Consider the following 16,418-nt stretch of genomic DNA (forward strand, 5'->3'; position numbering starts at 1 on the left):
CGGGAGCCGCGGGGCAAGCCCCGCTCTAGGGTTGGCCTGCAGGCGTCGCCGCGTGGTGCCCGCCCGGGGGTTCAGTCGCCGCAGCCCTGCACCACGATCGCGCGGCGCCGCTCGTATTCGGCGCGGCGCCATTCGACGTTGTCGGGATGGGCGAAGCGCCAGCGCGCTTCGGCCTCGCGCGCGTGCCGGCGCCAGGCTTCGCAGGCGCCCTCGGCCGGCACCGGCGCGCACTGGTCGCGGATCACTTCGCAGGCGCTGCCGGCGCCGGTGGCGGGATTGCCGTCCAGGCCGACGGTGCGCAGCGGCACGCAGCGCGGTTCCGGTTCGGCCTGTTCGGACAGGTAGCGGTCGCCCTCGCGGCGGACGCACTGGAACAGCGGTGGAGGTGGCGGCAGTGCCGGCGCATCGGCGGCGGGTGCCTCGCGCACCAGGTCGGCGCTGTCGAGGATGCGCGGCTCCGGCCCGACATGGGTGGTGACGAACCCGCCAGCGCGGGAGCCTTGCGCGGAACCCGCGGTACCCGCGTCCACGGACGGGTGCGGGGCGCCGGGCATGGGCGCCCCGGGACCGGTTGCCGGTCCCAGGCCTTGCGGCGGTGGTGGCGTCGTCGTTCCCGCCACCCTCGCCGCGGCTTCCGGGCTGGTCGGGACCTCCGCCACCGGTTGCTCGCGCTGGGTCGTGCCCGGCGGGCAGGGCCGGCTCTGGATGGTGAGGTTGCCGGCGGTGTCGGTGCAGCGGTACAGCGTCACCGCCTGGGCGCGCGCGTCGCCGGCCGCGGCGCCGGCCAGGACGAACAGCCAGCAGCAGGACAGGAGCGTGGCGCGGATCGGCAGGGCCATCAGGATCGGCAGTCGTTGGCCATGCGCTCGTCGATCAGCGCCTGCTCGCGGTCGAGCTCGGCGCGGCCGCTGGGCGTGGCGGCGTGGTAGACGCGCAGTATCTCGTAGCGGCGGTCCGAGAGGCGGCGGCACACGTCCTCCTGCGGCAGGCGCGCGCAGGTGTCGCGGACCCAGCTGCCGCCGGCCATCACCGGCACCGGTCCCGGCTGCGGCGGGCGGCCGGGTGGATGCGGCGGGCGCGGCGGATTGCCGGGCGGATGCGGCGGGCGTGGCGCGGGCCCGCTGCCCGGCGGGGCGACGGGTGGACGCAGCGGTGGTCGCGACGCCACGGAAAAACCCAAGGTCCACAGCGGCACCCAGCGCGGGTTCCCGTCGTCGCTGTCGCTGGTATAGGTCGTGCCGTCCGGCGCGGTGCATTCGTACATGGGCTGCGGCGGCTGCAGCTGCACGGCATGGACTTCGCGCAGCGGCGGCTCCGCTCCGGAAGGCGGCGCGGGCGCGGGCGCGGCAGGACGCGGCGGCGGATCCTGCGGCCGCTGCATCTGCACCACCTCGGACTTCTCGCCGGCCAGGCACGGCGAATCGCGCAGCGCGACCAGGCGGCCGTTGCCGTCCAGGCAGCGGTAGACGGTGACCTTGCCGGCGGCCGGTCCGGCTGCGCCGGCCGCCGACGCGGGCAGGCAGGCGCAGAGGAATGCGAGGGCGACGGAGGCGCCGGTCGACGCCACGCGCCGGCGCGTCATCGCGCGCTCGCTGCCGGTAGCGGGGATTGCGGGCGGTTCGGGCGCCGGGGACTTCGACATCGCCATCTCCTCGCAGGGCAGCCGGTGCGGAAGATCGCCGGTTGCGCTCAGTCCCGCAACACGCTGCCGTCCAGCGCCACGCGGATCTGGGTGGGCCGGTCCAGGCCGCCGGTCTCGCCGGCGACGATGCCGTCGAGGGTGTCGTGCAGGGCCGGATCGAGCTGGGCGCGCGAACGCGCCGGCGGCTTGCCGGCGAGGTTGGCGCTGGTCGATACCAGCGGGCCGCCGAAGGCCTCGCTCAGCGCGACCACGGTCGGATGCGCGCTGATCCGCACGGCGATGCTGTCGCGGCCGCCGGTGACCCAGCGCGGCGCGCCTTCGGCGGCGGGCATCACCCAGGTGTGCGGGCCCGGCCAGGTGGCCAGCACCGCGGCCAGGCGTTCGGCGGGCAGCGCCGCCAGGTCCAGCCAGCGGCGCAGCGGGTCGATGTGCGCGGCGACCAGGATCAGGCCCTTCTCCAGCGGGCGCTGCTTGAGCCGCAGCAGGCGCAGCACCGCCGCCTCGTTGTCCGGATCGCAGCCGAGGCCCCACACGGCTTCGGTGGGGTAGGCGACCAGGCCGCCGCGCTGGAGCAGCGCGGCGGCGTCATCGATGTCGAGGGTACGGGCCATGGGTGGCGATGTTAGCCACAGCGATCCGGCCGGCGGATGAAGGGCCGGGGTGACGCCGGTCTCAGAACGGCGGCGCGTCGTCGGCGGCGGAGCGGGCGGTCTTCTTCGCCGCGCCCTTGCCGGCGGCCTTGGTCGCCTTCTTCGCCGCGCTCTTCTTCGTCGCCTTCTTGCCGGGCTTCTTCGCCACCGCCTTCTTCGCCGGTTTCTCGCTCGATTCCTTCTGCACCGTCTTCTTCGTGGTGGTCTTCTTCGCCGCCTTGGCGCCGAAGCCGCGGCGCGCCGGCTTGCCGGTCTCGGCCAGCAGCTGCTGCACTTCCTCCAGGGTCAGCGAGGACGGCTCGCGGTCCTTGGGGATCTTGCCGTTGAGCTTGCCGTCGCTGATGTACGGGCCGAAGCGGCCGTTGAGCACCTGGATGTCGCTGCCGGGGAATTCCTTGATCACGCGGTTGCGCGCGATCTCCTCCTTCTCCTCGATCAGGAACACCGCGCGCGCCAGGTCGATCTTGTACGGATCGTCCTCCTTCTTCAGCGAGGCGTAGGTGCTGCCGCGCTTGGCGAACGGGCCGAAGCGGCCGATCCCGACGCTGACCTGCTGGCCGTCGCTCTCGCCGAGGATGCGCGGCATGTCGAACAGCTTCAGCGCCTCCTCCAGGGTGATGGAGTAGATGCTCTGGCCCGGCTGCAGCGAGGCGAACTTCGGCTTCTCCTCGTCCTCGACGGTGCCGATCTGCACCATCGGGCCGAAGCGGCCGATGCGCGCGCTGACTTCCTTGCCGGTCTTCGGGTCGACGCCCAGCGAGCGCGAGCTGCCGGCATCGGTACGGTCCAGGGATTCCTTCTTGTCCTCGACCAGTTCCTTGAACGGGCCCCAGAACTTCTCCATCAGCGGGACCCACTCCTCCTCGCCGCGGGAGACGGCGTCCAGCTCGTCCTCCATGCGCGCGGTGAAGTCGTAGTCGACGTAGCGGGTGAAGTGGCCGGCCAGGAACTTGCTGACCGCGCGGCCCACGTCGGTGGGCTTGAACGCGCGGCCTTCCATCTCCGCGTACTTGCGGAACAGCAGGGTCTGGATGATCGAGGCGTAGGTCGACGGACGGCCGATGCCGTATTCCTCCAGCGCCTTGACCAGCGCCGCTTCGGTGTAGCGCGGCGGCGGCTGGGTGAAGTGCTGGTCGGCGTGGATGCGGTCCAGCGGCACGCGCTCGCCGGGCTTGAGTGGCGGCAGCTTGCGGCCCTCGTCCTCGTCCTCGGCGGTCCGGGTGTCCTTGCCCTCCTCGTACACGGCGAGGAAGCCCGGGAACACCACGGTGGTGCCGTTGGCGCGGAACGAATGCTCGCTGCCGGCCGCAAGGTCGACCGAGACGGTGTTCAGCGTGGCCGGCACCATCTGGCTGGCCACCGCGCGCTTCCACACCAGCTCGTAGAGCTTGCGCTCGTCGTCGGTGAGGTAGCGGGCGACCGAGGCCGGGGTGCGCAGCGCCGAGGTCGGGCGGATCGCCTCGTGCGCTTCCTGGGCGTTCTTCGACTTGGTCTGGTAGGCGTTGGGCTTGTCCGGCACCGAGGCGGTGCCGAAGTCGCGGGCGATCACGTCGCGGATTTCGGCCACCGCCTCCTGCGACAGGTTCACCGAGTCGGTACGCATGTAGGTGATCAGGCCGACCGTGCCTTCGTCGCCCAGGCTCACGCCTTCGTACAGCTTCTGCGCCACCTGCATGGTCTTGCGGGTGGTGAAGCCGAGCTTGCGCGAGGCTTCCTGCTGCAGGGTCGAGGTGGTGAACGGCGGCGCCGGGCGGCGCTTGCGTTCCTTGCTGGCCACGTCGGTGACGTGCAGGGCGCCGGCCGCGGCCTGCTGCAGGCGCAGCCGCGCCGCTTCGGCGGTCTCGCCGTCGGTGATGGTGAACTGTTCGAACTTCTGCCCGTCCAGCTTCACCAGCTTGGCGGTGAACGGCTGCGAGGCGTGCGCCAGCTCTGCGCCGATGGTCCAGTACTCGCGCGCCTTGAACGCCTCGATCTCCTCCTCGCGCTCGACGATCATGCGCAGCGCCGGCGACTGCACGCGGCCGGCGGACAGGCCCGGCTGCACCTTGCGCCACAGCACCGGCGAAAGGTTGAAGCCGACCAGGTAGTCGAGCGCGCGGCGCGCCTGCTGCGCGTCGACCAGCTCGCCGGCGATCTGCCGCGGCTGGGTCATCGCCTCGCGGATCGCGCGCGGAGTGATCTCGGTGAACACGACGCGGTGCAGCGGCTTGCCGTCGAGCAGGCCGCGCTCCTTGAGGATCTCGGCGATGTGCCAGCTGATCGCCTCGCCCTCGCGGTCCGGGTCGGTCGCCAGGTAGATGTCGTCGGCGGCCTTGGCCGCCCTGGCGATCGCCTCGACGTGCTTCTCGTTCTTCTCGATCAGGTCGTAGCGCATGGCGAAGCCGCGCTCGGGGTCGACCGCGCCCTCCTTGGGCACCAGGTCGCGCACGTGCCCGTAGGAGGCCAGGACGGTGAAGTCCTTGCCGAGGTATTTGTTGATCGTCTTGGCCTTGGCGGGCGATTCGACGATGAGCAGGTGCTTGGGCATGGGGTCCGTTTCTGTGCTGCTGCGGCGTCCTTCCGGGACGCGTGCGGGCGGTGAGGGCGGCGTGAAGAACGCGCCCGCCAGAGATGCCGACGCCCGGGAGGGGGCCCCCGGGCGCGGTCACTGTCCTTTTTATAGGTGAATCACGCCGCGGCCGGCCGTGTCAAGCCGGCCGGCCGGGCGGGGGCCGCCAGGACGGCCCCCCCGGCGCGTGGCTCAGTGCCAGCGCATCGAGGACAGCATGCCGATGAAGGCGACCATGGCGATGATGCCCAGCACCATCAGCAGGCCGAAGATGACCAGGACCACCACGGTCACCGTGTCCAGCCCGCGTTTCTGCATCTGCGGCTGGGCGGTGAAGGCGTAGCGGTCGACCACCAGGGTGTCGCAGAGCATGTCGTGCAGGGCCTGCTTGCGCTGGGTGAAGGCGACCATCAGGCCCGATACCAGCACGCCCACGCCGCAGGTGAAGATCGCGAACACCAGGTAGGCGACGTAGCGCAGCAGCGCGCGGCCGAAGCCGACCGGATCGCCGTTGCCGCGCACGACCTTCACTCCGACCGCCATCTTGCCCAGGCTGGCCTGGCTGCTGGAGGAGTGCATCCAGGCGAAGTACAGCGCGGGCACGCCGAAGCTGATCGCGTAGTTCAGGGTCAGGAAGCCGACGCTCATGCCGGTTTCGGCGAAACCGCCACTGGCCAGGTTGGACATGCTCAGGCCGAACACCAGCATCAGCGGGATCAGCAGGGCGTAGCTGATGATGCCGGTGATGAAGCCGTCCAGGACGCTGGCGGCGAAGCGGCGCCAGAGGCCGGCATGGACCACGTCGTCGGCATCCACGGTCGCCGCGGCCGCCGCGTAGGTGTAGCCGGCATGGCCGCCGCTGGCCGCGTGGGCGGGGACCTGCGGTACGGGCGGGATGGCCTCGACCCCCGCCGGTGACCCGGCGGCGGCCGCCGGCACCGGCTCCGGAGCGGCGCGGAAGTCCAGGGTGGGCGGGGGCGCCTCGTCCAGGCCCAGCTCGGCGCGCATCGTGCCCAGCGGCTGCCAGGCGGCCATGCCGTCGCGCCAGACCAGGGTGGCCGCGTCGACCTCGCCGCCGCGGAACAGGCGGGCGATCTCGGTGGCGGGCAGCGGGCCGAGCTGGCGGCGCTGGCGATCGGCGTAATACCACTGGGTCATGCGTCCATTCCTCGTCGTGTGGCGGCCAGGGCCCCGGTGTCAGCCGCGGCAGTCGTGGGGCAGGTAGCGGTCCTCGACGGCGGAAGAGCACATCCAGGTATCCACCGCCGGGTTGTATTCCAGCCAGACCGGCTGGCCGTCGAGCTGGTCCTTGCCCGGTGCGGAAATCTCGGCGGACAGGCCGCACAGGGTGCTTTCCTCGAACTGGCCGAAGCGGATCGAGGCCAGGTGCGCGCCGGCGTAGCTTCCGGCGCTTTCGAAGCCTTCGTCGTCGTTGCCCGGGCAGCGCCCGTTGGCCTCCATGAAGGCGACCACCGCGCCCTTGTGCATGCCGGCTTCGAGGATCGCCTGGGTGGCCTGCGAGCGCAGGACGTAATCGTTGTAGGCCGGCAGCGCGATCGCCGCGAGGATGCCCAGCACCCCCAGCAGGACCACGCCGGCGACGCCGACCAGGGCGGCGATGGCGCAACCGGACAGCCCGCGCGGCGCCGGCTGCGGCGCGGCCGGCGTCGCCGGCATCGGCGGCGGCAGTCCAAGCGTCGTGGCGAAGTCGTGCAGCGGGCGCCACTGCGCCTCGCCCTCGCGCCATACCAGCGTCTGCGGCCCGACCGTCCCGCGCATGGCCAGCGCGCGCAGCCCGTCCGCCGTCACCGGGCCATGGCGGTGCCCGCCGGCGTCGGCGTAATACCAGTGATTCATTCGATCCCCCAAGCAGGTGTGAAACTTAACCGAAGCCCCTGACGCAAGGAAGCCGGCTTGCGCCGGCTTCCGTCGTTGCGGGCTGTTCGCGTGGTGCTCAGTGCACCGGTTCCGGCTCCTCGCCGAACATCTGCGTTTCCATCCAGGCGTAGGCCGCTTCGGCGCCAGGCTGGTTGAACAGGACCATCAGCACCACCCACTTCAGGTCGTCCAGGTCCAGCTCGTCCTGGTCCAGGGCCATGGCGCGGTCCAGCACCAGCTCGCGCTGGCCGGCGTCGAGCACGCCCTGCTGCTCGAGGAACAGGAGGAAGCCGCGGCAGTCGACGTCGAGGCGGTCCAGCTCGGGGCCGTGGTAGACCCGCACCGGGCCGTTCACGCGCGCCTCGCCGCCCGCCGGGCGCTGCTGCGCCAGGCCGTCGAGCCAGTCGAAGGCCTTGCTGATCTCGCTGGGGCTGAAACCGGCCTCGATCAGGCCCTGTTGCAACGGATCGCGGTCGCGGAGGCTGTCCGCATCGTCGCCGATGTAGTGTTCGAAGAGGTAGAGCAGTACGTCCAGAATGCTTTCTTTCATTGCCCTCGGCCTGCGCCCCGCAAGGAGCGCCGTGGGGGTGGGGAACCGCCGCTGCCGACGTTCGTGTTCAGCCGCAGCGCCCGGCGGGCCTGCCGCCGGCGGAGCTGCGCGAGTAGCGGCCATGTTCGACCACCACCCGCCCGTCCAGTTCCATGGCCAGCAGCATGGGGGACAGGGCGGCGGGCGTCAATCCGGTCCGCTCGACCAGGACATCCATAGGGATGGGGTCGTGGCCCAGTGCGTTCCACAACCTGTCGTGGTCGGTGGCGCCGGCGCGACGCCCCTTCCTGACCCCGGCGTGACCCGTATGAATGCGGGTCCGGGGCGGGTCCGCCGCAGACAGCGACAGGGCCAGGCGGCCGGCCAGCGGGGCGATCCCGGCCAGCACCTCGTCCGGGTGTTCGACCAGCTGGGCGCCGTCGCGGATCAGGCGGTGGCAGCCGCGTGCCAGCGGATGGTGGATCGAGCCGGGGATGGCGAAGACCTCGCGCCCGGCCTCGGCCGCCTGGCGGGCGGTGATCAGCGCGCCTGAACGCAGCGCCGCCTCCACCACCACGGTGCCCAGCGCCAGGCCGGCGATGATCCGGTTGCGCGCCGGGAAGTGCCAGGGCCTCCCCGGCGTCCCGGGCGGGTGTTCGCTGGCCACCGCGCCGGTGGCGGCGATGCGGTCGCGCAGGCCGGCCAGGTGCGGTGGATAGGCTAGGTCCGGACCGGTGCCGAGGACGGCGACGGTGCGCCCGCCCGGCGCGGCCAGGGCGCCTTCGTGCGCGGCGGCGTCGATCCCGGCGGCCATGCCGCTGGTGACTGCGATGCCGGCGCCGCACAGCGCAGTGGCGAAGGCGCGGGCGTGTTCGCGGCCGCCGGCGCTGGCGCAGCGGCTGCCGACGATCGCCACCGAGGGCTGCCACAGCAGGTCCGGGTCGCCGTCGACGAACAGCGCCAGCGGCGCGCCGGCGGTCTCGCGCAGCAGCGGCGGGTAGCGCGGGTCGTCGCGGCCGAGCAGGTGGTGGCCGGGCTGGTCCAGCCAGCGCAGGGCGTGTTCGAGGCGGTGGGCCGGCACGTCAGGTCCGGCCGTGGCCTCGCGGGTGCCGGCGCCTGGCCGGGTCGGCGCGCAGAGGGCGAGCACGCGCCGCAGCAGCGCTTCGGCGCCGTCCGGTGGCGCGGGGGAGGGGGCATCCATGCCACGCATGCTGCCCCGGAAACGACGACGGCGCCCTAGGGCGCCGTCGCGTGCGGCTGTAGGAAAACCTCGGCGGTTACTGCGCGTCCGGATGCAGCGCCTCGTAGCCGACGCGGACCGGCTTGATCCCGTCCATGACCAGCGCGTAGCTGACCTTGTCGAAGGTGCGGAACACCATGGCGTGGGCGGCGTACTCGTCCGGCAGGACCACGCCGGCGCCGCTGAAGCGGTCGTCCTGGCGCGAGGTGGCGCGGCCGGTGACGCGGTCGTTGACGTGGCGGCCCTGGCGCCACAGCGAGACCACGGTGCCGTTGTCGATGCCGTCGAGGCGGCCGGCGGAAAGCGCGACCACGTCGCGCGGACCGGCGGCGGTGAACGAGTCGGCCACCGCCAGCACGCGCACGTCGGCCGGCAGCGCGGCCGGGGCGTGCGGGAAGAACTGCAGGTCGTACGGCTGCGGCTCCACCGGGACCAGGCGGTCGCCGGCGCGCACCTCGCGGCCGCTGTCCTCCAGCTGCAGGGTGGCGACCTCGACCTCGCCGGAGGGCACGCCGGTGATGGTGCCGACGTTGACCTGGGCCAGCTCGTAGCCGAGGAAGGCGCTGCGGTCGTTCGGCGGCAGGTATTCGCGCCACAGGGCGCCGTCCAGCGCCAGCGGGCGGCCGTTGGCCTGCAGGTCGCGGGTCGGGCGCGGATGGCCGAACTGCACGGTCGGGCGCAGCACCGCGTAGCGCTGGCCGGCCTGCGCCCCCGCCAGGCCCTTCACGTAGGCGGCCTGGCCGGCGCTGCCGCGCAGGCGGTTGTCCTCGAAGCCGACCACGTAGGGCAGGTGCTCGAAGGAGTCGGCCACGCGCAGGTTCTTCAGGAACGGCTCGATGTCCGACAGCGGGATGGCGCCGATCGGGGCCTCCTCGCGCGGACCCGGCTGCACCGCGACGCGGTCCAGGTAGGCCAGGCTGAGCACGTCGCCGGGGTAGATCAGGTGCGGGTTGGCGACCTGCGGATTGGCCTGCCAGATTTCCGGCCAGAGCCAGGGCTTGCCCAGGAAGCGCCCAGCGATGTCCCAGAGCGTGTCGCCCCTGACAACGACGTAGGTTTCCGGGTGGGAGCCGCGCGTTTCCACCGCGGTGGCGTACGTGGCGACGGTCAGCATCGCGACGGCGAGCACCGTCCGAAGGCGAGTAAGCATGGTTGCGATCCGCCTGATTCCCCAACAGGTTGGCGGACTATAGCCTAGGATTCAGGCCCTGGCGCAAGCTTCCGCGCTAGAATTGCGACGGCCGGCCGGTTTGCCCCGGCCCCCTTTCCGGAGTATCCCCCCATGGCCCAGCTCCCCATCCTCGAATTCCCCGATCCGCGCCTGCGGACCGTGGCCGCGCCGGTGGACCCGGCCCAGCTGGCCACCCCGGAGTTCCAGCGCCTGATCGACGACATGTTCGAGACCATGTACGCCGCCCCGGGCATCGGCCTGGCGGCGACCCAGGTCGACGCCCACCACCGCTTCATGGTCATCGACGTCAGCGAGGGCAAGGACCAGCCGATGGTCTTCGTCAACCCGCAGATCCTCGAGCGCCAGGGCGAGCAGGTGTACCAGGAGGGCTGCCTGTCGGTGCCGGGGATCTTCGCCGACGTCACCCGCGCCGACCGCATCACCGTGCGCTACCTGGACCGCGAGGGCCGGCAGCAGGAGCTGACCACCGACGGCCTGCTGGCGGTGTGCATCCAGCACGAGATGGACCACCTCGAAGGCAAGCTGTTCGTCGACTACCTCTCGCCGCTGAAGCGCGAGATGGTGCGCAAGAAGCTGGCCAAGCAGCGCAGGCACGCCGCCTGACCTGCCGCGGTGCGCCCGCCGGTGATGGCCACGCACCGCTTCCCGTCCGAACCTGCCGGCGTCCGCGCCGGCCTGCGGCCGCGATGCCCGCAGCGCGGCCCCTGGAGCGTTTGACCCGATGAGGATCGTGTTCGCCGGCACCCCGGAATTCGCGGTGCCCTCGCTGCGCGCCGCCGCGCAGCGCAACGAAGTGGTCGCCGTGTACACCCAGCCGGACCGCCCGGCCGGGCGCGGCCGCGGCGTGGCCATGTCCCCGGTGAAGCTGGAGGCGATCGCCCGCGGCATCCCGGTGTTCCAGCCGGAGACCCTGCGCGATCCCGCCGCCCAGGACCAGCTGCGTGCGCTGCAACCGGACCTGCTGGTGGTGGTGGCCTACGGCCTGATCCTGCCGAAGGCGGTGCTGGCGATCCCGACGTACGGCTGCTGGAACGTGCACGCCTCGCTGCTGCCGCGCTGGCGCGGCGCCGCGCCGATCCAGCGCGCGATCCAGGCCGGCGACGCCGGGACCGGCGTGTGCCTGATGCGCATGGAAGCCGGCCTGGACACCGGCCCGGTGCTGCTGTCGCAGGCCACCCCGATCGGCGCGGAGGAGACCGGCGGCCAGCTGCACGACCGCCTCGCCGAACTGGGCGCGCAGGTGCTGGCCGACGGCCTGGGCCTGTTGCGCGCCGGCCTGCTGCCGGTGCCGCAACCGCAGCCGGCCGAGGGCGTGACCTACGCGCACAAGCTGGACAAGGCCGAGGCGCGGCTGGACTGGACCCGCCCGGCGGCGGAGCTGGCCCGCACGGTGCGCGCCTTCAATCCCTGGCCGGTGGCCGAGGCCCAGGTCGCCGGCGAGCGCCTGCGCATCCACGGCGCGGTGGCGCTGGAGCAGGCCCACGACGCGGTCCCCGGCACCCTGCTGGGTGCCAGCCGCGACGGCATCGACATCGCCTGCGGCGAAGGCGTGCTGCGCCTGCGCGTGGTCCAGCGCGACGGCGGCCGTGCGATCACCGCCGCCGACTGGCTCAACGCCCGCCGCGACCTGGCCCGGGCCGGCTGAGCGATGACCGCGCCGCGTCCGCCCGCCCACCGTCCGCGCCCGTCGCGCCCGCCGCAGGAACGGCGGCCGCTGGCCCCGGGCGTGGAGGTGCGCGTGCTCGCCGCGCAGGTGCTCGACGCGGTCGTGCACCGCGGCCGTTCGCTGAAATCCGAGCTGTCGGGTGCGCTGCCGCGCCTGGCCGACCCGCGCGACCGCGCGCTGCTGGAGGCGATCGCCTTCGCCGCGCTGCGCGGGCGCTACCGCTACGGCCCGGCGGTCCAGGGCTGGATGCAGAAGCCGCCCGGCCCGGCCGACCACCCGCTGCTGGCCCTGCTGCTGGCCGGCTGCGCCCAGCTTGACGCGCTGCAGCTGCCACCGCACGCGGCGCTGGACGCCACCGTCGAGGCGGCGCGGGCGATGGGTCGCCCGCACCAGGCCGGCCTGGTCAATGCGCTGCTGCGTCGCGCCCAGCGCGAAGGCTTCCCGCCCGCCGATCCCGCCGGCGCGTGGCCGAAGTGGCTGCGCCGGCGCATCGAAAGCGACTGGCCCGGCCAGGCCGCCGCGGTGTTCGCGGCCAGCGCCGAACCGGCGCCGCTGTGGTTGCGGGTGAACCGCCAGCGCGTGTCGCGCGACGAATACCTCGCGCGCCTGCAGGCCGCCGGCATCGAGGCCGCGGCCGTGCCCCGGCTGGCCGACGCGTTGCGCCTGGACGCGCCGGTGCCGGTGGCTGCGCTGCCGGGCTTCGACGAGGGCCTGGTCTCGGTCCAGGACGGCTCGGCGCAGCAGGCCGCCGACGCGCTGGCGCCGGACCGCGGTGCGCGCGTGCTCGATGCCTGCGCCGCGCCCGGCGGCAAGGCCGCGCACCTGCTCGAACGCGACCCGACCCTGGAGCTGCTGGCCCTGGACGTGGATCCGCGCCGGCTGCCGAAGATCGAGGAGAACCTGCGCCGCTCCGGCGTGGCCGGCGCCGGCGTGCAGGTGCGCGCCGCCGACGCGACCCTGCCGGCGCTGTGGTGGGACGGCTTCACCTTCGACGCGATCCTGCTCGATGCGCCGTGTTCGGCCACCGGCGTGGTCCGCCGCCAGCCGGACATCCTGCTGCACCGGCGCGAGGAGGACATCGCCGCGCTGGCGCAGGCGCAGTCGCGCCTGCTCGACGCGACCTGGCCGCTGCTGCGCCCGGGCGGTGTGCTGCTGTATGCAACCTGCTCGATCCTGGCCGAGGAGAACTCCGCGCAGGTCGCCGCCTTCCTCGCGCGCACGCCCGGCGCGCGCGCGCTGCCGCTGGCCGACGCGTTCGGCCATGCCGCCGGCCCCGGCCGCCAGCGCCTGCCGGGCGAGGACGGCATGGACGGCTTCTTCTACGCGCGCCTACAAAAATCCGACTGACCGCCGGCTAGCCTCCGACGCCCATGCCGAACCCCGAACCGCGCAACCGAGACGCCTGGCTGTTCTGGATCACCGCCCTGCTGGTGCTCGGCGCCGGCCTGGGCCTGCGCGACCCGTGGCCGGCCGACGAGCCGCGCTTCGCCCTGGTCGCCAAGCAGATGCTCGAAAGCGGCGACTGGCTGTTCCCGCATCGCGGCATCGAGCTGTACTCGGACAAGCCGCCGATGCTGATGTGGCTGCAGGCCGCCTTCTACACCATCTTCGGCAACTGGCGCGTCGCCTTCCTGCTGCCGTCGCTGCTGGCCGCGCTGGGCACGCTGTGGTGCGTGCAGGACCTGGGCCGGCGGCTGTGGACGCGGCAGGTGGGCCTGTACGCGGCGTGGGCGCTGCTGTTCGCGTTCCAGTTCACCTGGCAGGCGAAGAAGGCGCAGATCGACCCGCTGGTGACATTCTTCATCACCTTCGCCAACTACGGCCTGCTGCGGCACCTGCTGCTGGGCGGCGACTGGCGCTGGTGGACGGTCGGCTGGTTCGCCGCCGGGCTGGGCACGATCACCAAGGGCGTGGGCGCGCTGGCGCTGCTGATGCTGCTGCCGGCCGCGTTCGCCTCGGTGCGTGGCTGGCCGCGGGTGCGCGTGCACGCGCGCGACCCGCGCTTCTGGCTGGGGCCGCTGGCGTTCCTGCTGGCGGTGGCGCTGTGGCTGGTGCCGGTGGTGACGGTGGCGCTGTCGCGCGACCTGCCCGAGTACCGCGCCTACCTGGACGACATCCTGTTCCGGCAGACCGCCAGGCGCTATTCGCAGTCCTGGGACCACCACCAGCCGGCGTGGTACCACCTCGGGGTGATGGCGACGATGTGGGTGCCGCCGGCGCTGGCCCTGCCGTGGGCGATGGGGGCCTGGCGCCGCCGGCTGCGCCGGCGCGATCCGCGCTACCTGCTGCCGCTGGCGTGGTGGCTGATGGTGCTGGTGTTCTTCTCGATCCCGGACGGCAAGCGCGACGTCTACATCATGCCGGCGCTGCCGATGATGTGCCTGGCGCTGGCGCCGCTGCTGCCGGGGCTGCTGCGGCGCCGCTTCGCGCGCGCGCTGGTGCTGGCGCTGGCGGCGCTGCTGGCGCTGCTGTTCCTCGGGATCGGCGTTTCCACCCTGCGCGAGGCCGGGTCGATGGCCATGCGCCTGCAGGAGCAGCGCGGCCTGGACCCGGCCGGGATCCGCGCGGCGGCGTGGATGCTGCTGGCGGTCGGCGCCTGGGCGACCGCGTCCCTGCTGGCGTGGTGGCAGCGGCCGGTGGTGGCGCTGTTCGCTGGCCTGGGCGGGCTGTGGGTGGCGTTCGGCCTGGTGGGCTACCCGATCCTCAACGATGCCAGTTCGGCGCGCGGGGTGATGGCCGCCGCCGGTGCGCGGATCGGTCCGGACGCGGAACTGGGCCTGGTCGCCTGGAAGGAGCAGAACCTGCTGATGGCCGACCGTCCCGCGGCCAACTTCGGCTTCAAGGTGCCCTGGGACGAGCAGTTGCGCGCCGCCACGGCCTGGCAGGCGCAGGCGCCCGACCGCTGGCTGCTGGTGCAGGAGGATGCGCTGGAGTCCTGCCTGGATCCGAAGCGGATCGAGCTGGCCGGGATCTCCAACCGGCGCCGCTGGTGGCTGGTGCCGCCGGGGGCGGTGACCGGCGAATGTGTGCCGAGCGCCGAGGAAATGGAACGCGCCGCAACAGGTCAAGCACGCGAGATTGCAGACTGACTGAAGGGTCAGCGCGTGTTCGGGAAGGGACACGCAAGATGCGCCGCTCCCGGCGCCGGATTGGGAAGACGGATGGACCTGATGAGTGGCGACAACACCGACCCGATCCGACTGCGCTGGGCGCGTGCCTGCGCGGCCGGGGCGGTCTGGTCGTTCGCTGCGCTGGTCCTGGCCATGCCCAAGGGCTTGCTGCCCGCCGGCATCCTCTTCCTGCTCTCGAGCCTGCTGGTGCCGCTGCGCGTCGGCGGCGCGGTGCGCCGGATCGGCTGGCCCTGGTTCCTGGTGGCCGGCATGGTCGCGCTGGTGCTGGCGGTGGTCGCCACCTCCTCCCACCTGTTCGACGCCGAGCCCGACCTGCGCAGCCACGACCGCTGGCTGGCCATGCCCTGGCTGATGGCCTGGGCCTGGGCGTTGCAGCCGTCCCGGGTGATGCTGTGGCGCGGCGCGCTGGCCGGGTTGCTGGCGGCGGCGGTGCTGGCCCTGGTCCAGGTGCTGGGCGGGCAGGCGCGGCCCGGCGGCTGGCTCAACGCGATCGTCTTCGCCGACGTGGTGCTGGTGCTGATGGTGCTGGTGGTGTTCTGCCGGCCGCCACGCAGCTGGCAGTGGACCGGCCTGGGCCTGGTCCTGGGCATGCTGGCGATCCTGCTCAGCGGTACGCGCGGTGCGTGGCCGGGGCTGCTGTTGTTGCTGCTGGTGATGGTGCTGGGCAGTGGCTGGCGCAGCCGGCGCAGCCGCAGCCTGCTGCTGGGCGCGGTGGTGGCGGGAGTGGTGGTGCTGCTGTCGTCGGTGCCGGCGCTGACCGAGCAGACGCGCCTGGTGGAACTGCGCCAGGACATCGAGCGCATGGACCGTGGCGACCACGATTCCTCCGCCGGGGCGCGCCTGGAGCGGCTGCAGGTCGCGGGCCGCGCCTTCGCCGAGAACCCGTGGACGGGGGTCGGCGTGGGCGGTTTCGACCGGGCGATGCAGCGCCTGCCGGAGTGCCGCGGGGAGCAAGGCCGGAAGGCGCAGCGCTGCCACTACGGGCATGCGCACAACGACGTGGCCGAGTGGGCGGCGACGATGGGCCTGCCTGGCCTGTTGGCGCTGGCGCTGCTCTATGGGGTGCCGCTGTACCTGTTCCTGCGCCTGCGCCTGCGTGGCGGCCAGTGGCAGGGGCCGCTGCGTGGTTCGGCGGCGGCCGGGGCGATGATGGTGGCGATGTTCATGCTCTGCGGCCTGACCCAGTCGATGTTCGCGCACCAGACCACCACCAGCCTCTACGCCGCCGGCTGCGGCCTGCTGCTGGGCATGGCCCTGCGCGAGGCGCACCGGGGCCGCGGCGCGCCGGCAGCTGACGAAGGCGCCGGGAACGGCTGATGCCAGTTCCCCCTCTCCTCCGGGAGAGGGGCCGGGGCCGATACGAGGCCGGATCGCCACGGTGCACGATTCCCAACGCCGTTGGCTTCGAACCGATCCGTGGGACGCCCAAAAGCAACAGCGCTAAACCGTGCGAGCTCCGGACGGAGCCGCGGCAGCGCGGGGGTATGCCGCAAGCAGCACATGGATGTGCTGCGCTCGCGCGTTGGAGCCATGGATGGCGGAACCGCGCGATGCGGCATACCCCCGTGCTGCCGCGGCTCTCGGCGCGTTGGGGTCGCTTCGTTTTTTCTTCCTCTCGCCCTCCGGGGGAGGGGCCAAGAAAAAAGGTTCTTCTCCCAAGTGAGGGAGAGAGACACACGGCCGACCCGGCAGACTTGCTGGTGTCTAGACAACAAACTGGGGCCGGCCGTGGCCGAGTTGGATTGTATGTTCCCGCTGGGAGGCTGGGCGGGATATGGCGTGAGCCGCTGGCATCGCGAGCCGCGCGGCGGCCAACGCTGGCTGGTGATCGAGCTTGATCCGCAGGAGGGCGTGCGGCGTTGCTGCAGCGGCTGCGGCCAGCCCGTGGCGGCGATCCACGACCGCGCGGTGCGGCGGATCCGCGACCTGCCGGTGTTCGAGG

The 16,418-nt window shown here is 72.9% G+C and carries 14 protein-coding genes; 5 read left to right on the forward strand and 9 right to left on the reverse strand.

The genetic code is table 11. The features are described 5' to 3' along the window. Positions 1-71: 71 nt before the first annotated feature. The 9 genes from PSEJ35_RS0114920 to PSEJ35_RS0114960 form a co-directional block, all read right to left on the reverse strand. A complete protein-coding gene (locus PSEJ35_RS0114920) occupies positions 72-839 on the reverse strand; it encodes a DUF4124 domain-containing protein (protein WP_051412720.1) in 768 nt (255 codons plus the stop codon). Then, positions 839-1,642 (reverse strand): hypothetical protein, encoded by an 804-nt coding sequence (locus PSEJ35_RS0114925; protein WP_232207687.1) that lies wholly within the window; start codon positions 1,640-1,642, stop codon positions 839-841. The genes PSEJ35_RS0114920 and PSEJ35_RS0114925 overlap by 1 nt, the downstream gene beginning before the upstream one ends. A 47-nt stretch (positions 1,643-1,689) precedes the next feature. Next, complete coding sequence (locus tag PSEJ35_RS0114930; protein ID WP_028918473.1) at positions 1,690-2,253, reverse strand: Sua5/YciO/YrdC/YwlC family protein; 564 nt, start codon at positions 2,251-2,253, stop codon at positions 1,690-1,692. 61 nt (positions 2,254-2,314) lie between these two features. Continuing rightward, positions 2,315-4,819: a DNA topoisomerase I gene (locus PSEJ35_RS0114935; RefSeq protein WP_028918474.1), complete on the reverse strand. Its 2,505-nt coding sequence runs from the start codon at positions 4,817-4,819 to the stop codon at positions 2,315-2,317. Between the two features lie 213 nt (positions 4,820-5,032). Further along, entirely contained in the window at positions 5,033-5,998 is a 966-nt protein-coding gene (locus tag PSEJ35_RS0114940) for an RDD family protein (RefSeq protein WP_028918475.1), read from the reverse strand. A gap of 39 nt (positions 5,999-6,037) precedes the next feature. Next, positions 6,038-6,697, reverse strand: coding sequence for a GYF domain-containing protein (locus tag PSEJ35_RS0114945; RefSeq protein WP_028918476.1), 660 nt, complete (start codon positions 6,695-6,697; stop codon positions 6,038-6,040). Between the two features lie 97 nt (positions 6,698-6,794). After that, positions 6,795-7,268, reverse strand: coding sequence for a DUF494 family protein (locus PSEJ35_RS0114950; RefSeq protein ID WP_028918477.1), 474 nt, complete (start codon positions 7,266-7,268; stop codon positions 6,795-6,797). A 67-nt stretch (positions 7,269-7,335) separates the two neighbouring features. Then, on the reverse strand, positions 7,336-8,448 hold the full coding sequence (gene dprA, locus PSEJ35_RS16485) for a DNA-processing protein DprA (protein ID WP_084635572.1): 1,113 nt from the start codon (positions 8,446-8,448) through the stop codon (positions 7,336-7,338). A 76-nt stretch (positions 8,449-8,524) separates the two neighbouring features. Next, positions 8,525-9,637, reverse strand: a complete 1,113-nt coding sequence (locus tag PSEJ35_RS0114960) for a LysM peptidoglycan-binding domain-containing protein (protein ID WP_028918478.1) — start codon at positions 9,635-9,637, stop codon at positions 8,525-8,527. A gap of 132 nt (positions 9,638-9,769) precedes the next feature. On the opposite strand from PSEJ35_RS0114960, the gene def reads away from it, so the two are divergent. The 5 genes from def (at position 9,770) to PSEJ35_RS16490 (ending at position 15,793) form a co-directional block, all read left to right on the forward strand. Then, on the forward strand, positions 9,770-10,282 hold the full coding sequence (def, locus tag PSEJ35_RS0114965; protein WP_028918479.1) for a peptide deformylase: 513 nt from the start codon (positions 9,770-9,772) through the stop codon (positions 10,280-10,282). A 118-nt stretch (positions 10,283-10,400) separates the two neighbouring features. Continuing rightward, positions 10,401-11,324, forward strand: a complete 924-nt coding sequence (gene fmt / locus PSEJ35_RS0114970; protein ID WP_028918480.1) for a methionyl-tRNA formyltransferase — start codon at positions 10,401-10,403, stop codon at positions 11,322-11,324. A gap of 3 nt (positions 11,325-11,327) precedes the next feature. After that, complete coding sequence (gene rsmB / locus PSEJ35_RS0114975; protein ID WP_084635573.1) at positions 11,328-12,692, forward strand: 16S rRNA (cytosine(967)-C(5))-methyltransferase RsmB; 1,365 nt, start codon at positions 11,328-11,330, stop codon at positions 12,690-12,692. Positions 12,693-12,715: 23 nt separating this feature from the next. Then, positions 12,716-14,434 (forward strand): glycosyltransferase family 39 protein, encoded by a 1,719-nt coding sequence (locus tag PSEJ35_RS0114980; RefSeq protein WP_028918482.1) that lies wholly within the window; start codon positions 12,716-12,718, stop codon positions 14,432-14,434. Positions 14,435-14,506: 72 nt separating this feature from the next. Beyond that, positions 14,507-15,793, forward strand: coding sequence for an O-antigen ligase family protein (locus PSEJ35_RS16490; protein WP_232207688.1), 1,287 nt, complete (start codon positions 14,507-14,509; stop codon positions 15,791-15,793). Positions 15,794-16,418: the final 625 nt, after the last annotated feature.

The sequence above is a fragment of the Pseudoxanthomonas sp. J35 genome (genome assembly GCF_000513995.1).
Taxonomy (GTDB): Bacteria; Pseudomonadota; Gammaproteobacteria; order Xanthomonadales; family Xanthomonadaceae; genus Pseudoxanthomonas.

Excerpts from the sequence above, each read along its gene's own strand:
- PSEJ35_RS0114980 (WP_028918482.1), top strand. The coding sequence starts at position 12,716 with ATGCCGAACCCCGAACCGCGCAACCGAGACGCCTGGCTGTTCTGGATC.
- PSEJ35_RS0114925 (WP_232207687.1), bottom strand. The coding sequence starts at position 1,642 with ATGTCGAAGTCCCCGGCGCCCGAACCGCCCGCAATCCCCGCTACCGGC.
- PSEJ35_RS0114945 (WP_028918476.1), bottom strand. The coding sequence starts at position 6,697 with ATGAATCACTGGTATTACGCCGACGCCGGCGGGCACCGCCATGGCCCG.
- PSEJ35_RS0114960 (WP_028918478.1), bottom strand. The coding sequence starts at position 9,637 with ATGCTTACTCGCCTTCGGACGGTGCTCGCCGTCGCGATGCTGACCGTC.
- def (WP_028918479.1), top strand. The coding sequence starts at position 9,770 with ATGGCCCAGCTCCCCATCCTCGAATTCCCCGATCCGCGCCTGCGGACC.
- rsmB (WP_084635573.1), top strand. The coding sequence starts at position 11,328 with ATGACCGCGCCGCGTCCGCCCGCCCACCGTCCGCGCCCGTCGCGCCCG.
- PSEJ35_RS0114950 (WP_028918477.1), bottom strand. The coding sequence starts at position 7,268 with ATGAAAGAAAGCATTCTGGACGTACTGCTCTACCTCTTCGAACACTAC.
- fmt (WP_028918480.1), top strand. The coding sequence starts at position 10,401 with ATGAGGATCGTGTTCGCCGGCACCCCGGAATTCGCGGTGCCCTCGCTG.
- PSEJ35_RS0114935 (WP_028918474.1), bottom strand. The coding sequence starts at position 4,819 with ATGCCCAAGCACCTGCTCATCGTCGAATCGCCCGCCAAGGCCAAGACG.
- PSEJ35_RS0114920 (WP_051412720.1), bottom strand. The coding sequence starts at position 839 with ATGGCCCTGCCGATCCGCGCCACGCTCCTGTCCTGCTGCTGGCTGTTC.
- PSEJ35_RS0114940 (WP_028918475.1), bottom strand. The coding sequence starts at position 5,998 with ATGACCCAGTGGTATTACGCCGATCGCCAGCGCCGCCAGCTCGGCCCG.
- PSEJ35_RS16490 (WP_232207688.1), top strand. The coding sequence starts at position 14,507 with ATGGACCTGATGAGTGGCGACAACACCGACCCGATCCGACTGCGCTGG.
- PSEJ35_RS0114930 (WP_028918473.1), bottom strand. The coding sequence starts at position 2,253 with ATGGCCCGTACCCTCGACATCGATGACGCCGCCGCGCTGCTCCAGCGC.
- dprA (WP_084635572.1), bottom strand. The coding sequence starts at position 8,448 with ATGGATGCCCCCTCCCCCGCGCCACCGGACGGCGCCGAAGCGCTGCTG.